The following is a 4,349-nucleotide window of genomic DNA, read 5'->3' as shown; positions in this document are numbered from 1 at the left end:
AGGGTTTTAAAAGTCGAATTACAAAAGATAAATCTAAAGACTCTCTGTATTATTGGTATAAACCGAAGATTGAAACGGATTCTGCTGTTTTTGTAATTAGGAATAAAATCTTTGTAGATACTTTAAAGCATAAATTTAGAGATATTGATAAAGACTCATTGGTTGTTAGATCGATACAGTCGGGAACTTTGAATTTTATTGATGATTTTACTATTGAAGGCTCAGTACCTTTTGTGAAAATTGATGAAAGTCAAGTGACAATTTTAGACAAAGATTCTATTGATGTTCCTTTTACGACTAGTTTTGATAAACTGAGCAACAGATATCAATTTAAATTTGAAAAGAAAGAATCTGAGAAGTATAATATTCAAATGTTGCCAAATACATTTGAAGATTTTTTTGGTAATGTTAATGATACATTAAATTATGCGTTTAGAACAAAAACCTTGGGAGATTATACCAACATTCGTGTTCGATTAGAAAATGCAGTATATCCTGTAATTGTTCAATTAACAACTGAAAAGGGAGAGGTTAAATATGAACAATTTGCAACCGAAGAACAACTGTTTGATTTTAAAAACTTAGACCCTAATATGTATTACATTCGAGTTATCTATGACACCAATGGAAATCAAAAATGGGATTCAGGAAACTTTTTATTACAGCAACAACCAGAACGAATTAGTTATGCCAAAGGCCTTATAGATGGAAGAGCTGGTTGGGATTATCCCGAAGAAGTATTTACACTAGATTAAAATCATCTTTATCATTCAAAAATCCTAGTTTTGTTCGAAATGTATTGATGTGATCTTTATTTAGACTTATAATTTCTGTAGCTTCCTTACCCATTGGAATAGTGTCTAATCGACTCCCAAGAACATCATAAGCTGCTGAATGTCCAGAATACTCATGATTATTAGCATCAAGCCCAACACGATTAATTCCTATACAATAACTCATGTTTTCTATAGCTCGAGCTTGTAATAAAGCATCCCATGCACTAATTCTTACTTTTGGCCAGTTCGCTACATAAAATAAAAGATCATAATCTTCAATATTCCTAGCCCAAACCGGAAAGCGTAAATCATAACAAATTAGTGGTTTGATTTTCCAACCTTTAAAATCGATAATTATATTTTGTTGTCCAGCAGTGTACACTTTATGTTCTCCTGCTAAAGTAAACGTGTGCCGCTTATCATAAGTCTCAATGTGTCCATTAGGATGAACAAACACTAAACGATTAAAATAATTATTATGTTCTTTAATGATAAGACTTCCAGTAATAGCAACTTGTTTTTCTTTAGAAAGATTCACCATCCAAGAAATGGTTTTTCCAGTCATAGTTTCTGCAACTTCACTAGCATTCATTGTAAACCCAGTAGTAAACATTTCTGGCAGGATGATAAGATCGATTGGGCTTGTAATTGATGCTATTTTTGTGCTAAAATTTAGTCTATTTTGCTCTGGATTCTCCCAAACTAAATTTGATTGTATTAAAGCTACTTTTAAATTATTCTTCATGAACTAAAATTACAAATTTTAGACATAAAAAAATCTATTTCAGTTATCATCACAATAATCAAAATAGATTCTTTCTTTTAATAATGTAGAGCTATACTTTCTTTTTTGCTTTTTCTAAACTCTCTTTTAGTTTCTCTAATTTTTCTAGCCACTTGGTTTCGTCTTGAGGAGATAATTTACCTTTACGCTTTAGCTTTTCGTATTTCTTTTGAGAACTACTTAATTTTTTAGAAGCTTTATCTAGTTTGTCTTGAGCCTTTTTCTGCTTTTTTAGTTCTTTTTCAGCCTTTTTTTGTTTTTTTTCAGCCCTTTTTTGTGATTTTTCCGCTTTTTTCTTGTCTTTTTCTAGTTTATCAGCTTCCTTTTTTGCTTTAGATTCTTCTTTTAATGCTTTTTCTTTAAGTTTCATTTCTTTAGAAACAATAGTAGCTTGTTTTAGAATGGCAGCTTTGTCTTCGATTTTTAGTGTATCAGTGACGTCTTTTCCATCAAAAAAGATACGTTCATTTTTTACTTGATACAGTTTTCCATCTTTTTCAATGTCTTGCGCATTAAGTGAGATACTAAATATGAAGATGACGAAGAGTAATATATATTTCATTGTATTTAAATTTGTTGTTCAATAGTTTAGAAACAAAAATAGACTAAAAGTCACTTTTAAATCTGTTAAATCTTATTAAGTATTTCTGCAGCTTGTCTTAAAGTGTCATCAGTTTTTGCAAAACAAAAACGCAACTCTTTATGATCTAATTTTGGATCATAAAACACAGATAATGGAATAGAAGCAATACCATTTTCAATCGTTAATTGTTTTGCGAATTCTACATCATTCATAGTCGTAATATCAGAATAATCTAACACTTGAAAATAGGTTCCTTTTGAAGGGGTGAATTTAAACCTTGAATCTTTAATGAGATTAAGAAATAGATCTCGCTTTTCCTGATAGAAATTTGATAATCCTAAATAATGATTTGAATCTTGCAGATAATCTGCTAAAGCCTTTTGAGTTGGGTGATGAACAGAAAAGACATTAAACTGATGTACATTTCTAAAGGCTTCCATCAATGTTTTGGGAGCGCAACAATATCCGATTTTCCAGCCTGTATTATGAAAAGTCTTTCCGAAGGAAGCTGTGATGAAACTTCGTTTTTTCAGATTTGAAAACATACATACACTTTGATGCTGTTCACCATCAAAAATAATATGTTCGTAAACTTCATCGCTCAAAACAATAATATTCGTGCCTTGTGTTAACTCTTGAAGTTTTAGCAAATCATTTTTTGTTAATACAGTTCCACTGGGATTGTGAGGCGTATTAATCAAAATCATTTTTGTTCTAGAACTGATTGCATTTTCAACCAAGTTCCAATCAATAGTATATGTTTTTGCTTTTAAAGCGATGGCAATTGTTTTTCCACCATTAGCTTCAATGGAAGGTTGATAGCTATCATAAGCTGGTTTAAAAATAATGACTTGATCATCAGGTTTTATAAACGTAGAAATGATGGTATAAATCGCTTGAGTTGCACCAGCCGTTACAGTGATTTCTGAGTCTGGATGATAACTTGAATTATAAAGCATTTCAAATTTTTTGGAAATTGCTTGTCTAAGTTCAAGGCTACCAGCCATAGGAGCGTACTGATTATAACCAGAATTCATGGCTTTTGTCACACCATCAATTAACAATTGATCACTTTTGAAATTTGGAAACCCTTGGGATAAATTAATGGCATTGTGCTCATTTGCTAAAGCACTCATGACTGAAAAAATTGAGGTTTCTACATTGGTGAGTTTTGGTGTGAATTGCATAAAGTAAATATACAGAATATGATACTTATAAGAAACAAAAAACCCTCACATTACTGTAAGGGTTTCTAAATTAATTATTGAGATTCTTCGCTTACGCTCTGAATGACAATTAATATCTGTAGTGCTCAGGTTTATAAGGCCCTTCTGTTTTCACACCAATGTATGAGGCTTGATCTTCACGTAATTCAGTAAGCTCAACACCAATTTTTTCTAAATGTAATTTTGCTACTTTTTCATCTAAGTGTTTAGGTAACATATACACATCGTTTTTGTAGGCATCAGCATTTTTCCATAACTCAATTTGAGCCAACGTTTGGTTGGTGAATGAATTACTCATTACAAAACTAGGATGACCAGTAGCACAACCTAAATTTACTAAACGACCTTCAGCCAAGATAATAATGTCTTTACCATTAATGGTGTACTTATCTACTTGTGGTTTGATAGTGTTTTTGGTTTGACCATGATTGTCATTTAACCAAGCCATATCAATTTCATTATCAAAGTGACCAATATTACATACAATTGCTTTGTCTTTTAAAGCTTCAAAATGATGTGATTGCACGATGTCTTTATTTCCAGTAGTTGTAATAACAATATCAGTATTGCCAATTACAGATTCTAATTTTTTAACTTCAAATCCGTCCATTGCAGCTTGTAATGCACAAATTGGATCAATTTCTGTAACCGTTACGATACTTCCAGCACCTTTAAAAGAGGCAGCTGTTCCTTTTCCAACATCACCATAACCACAAACAGTAACACGTTTTCCTGCTAGCATGATATCTGTTGCACGACGAATCGCATCAACAGCAGATTCTTTACAACCGTATTTGTTATCAAATTTAGATTTAGTAACCGAATCGTTTACGTTAATTGCAGGCATTGGTAATGTTCCGTTTTTTACACGCTCGTACAAACGGTGAACACCTGTCGTTGTTTCTTCAGATAACCCATTAATTCCGTCTGCTAATTCAGGATATTGGTCTAAAACCATATTAGTTAAATCACCACCATCA

4 protein-coding genes and 1 pseudogene are annotated in these 4,349 nt (G+C 31.8%); 1 reads left to right on the top strand and 4 read right to left on the bottom strand.

Annotated features, from left to right (window positions below):
- Nucleotides 1-755, top strand: a pseudogene (locus AB8B90_RS12410) (hypothetical protein); the annotation flags it as partial.
- Here the strand turns inward: AB8B90_RS12410 and AB8B90_RS12405 are convergent.
- From AB8B90_RS12405 to AB8B90_RS12390, 4 genes are all read right to left on the bottom strand, one after another.
- Nucleotides 742-1,521: an amidohydrolase gene (locus AB8B90_RS12405; protein WP_405337346.1), complete on the bottom strand. Its 780-nt coding sequence runs from the start codon at nt 1,519-1,521 to the stop codon at nt 742-744. The pseudogene AB8B90_RS12410 and the gene AB8B90_RS12405 sit on opposite strands and share 14 nt — an antisense overlap.
- A gap of 91 nt (nt 1,522-1,612) precedes the next feature.
- Nucleotides 1,613-2,122, bottom strand: a complete 510-nt coding sequence (locus AB8B90_RS12400; RefSeq protein ID WP_405337344.1) for a hypothetical protein — start codon at nt 2,120-2,122, stop codon at nt 1,613-1,615.
- A gap of 65 nt (nt 2,123-2,187) precedes the next feature.
- A complete protein-coding gene (locus tag AB8B90_RS12395) occupies nt 2,188-3,330 on the bottom strand; it encodes a methionine aminotransferase (RefSeq protein ID WP_405337342.1) in 1,143 nt (380 codons plus the stop codon).
- A gap of 109 nt (nt 3,331-3,439) precedes the next feature.
- On the bottom strand, nt 3,440-4,349 hold a 910-nt coding region (locus tag AB8B90_RS12390), incomplete at its 5' end, for an adenosylhomocysteinase (protein ID WP_405337340.1).

This window comes from Psychroserpens sp., assembly GCF_045105015.1.
Classification (GTDB): Bacteria; Bacteroidota; Bacteroidia; order Flavobacteriales; family Flavobacteriaceae; genus Psychroserpens.
The sequence above is the reverse complement of the archived record's forward strand: the minus strand, read 5'-3'. Positions and strand labels throughout refer to the sequence as shown.

Excerpts from the sequence above, each read along its gene's own strand:
- AB8B90_RS12405 (WP_405337346.1), bottom strand. The coding sequence starts at position 1,521 with ATGAAGAATAATTTAAAAGTAGCTTTAATACAATCAAATTTAGTTTGG.
- AB8B90_RS12400 (WP_405337344.1), bottom strand. The coding sequence starts at position 2,122 with ATGAAATATATATTACTCTTCGTCATCTTCATATTTAGTATCTCACTT.
- AB8B90_RS12395 (WP_405337342.1), bottom strand. The coding sequence starts at position 3,330 with ATGCAATTCACACCAAAACTCACCAATGTAGAAACCTCAATTTTTTCA.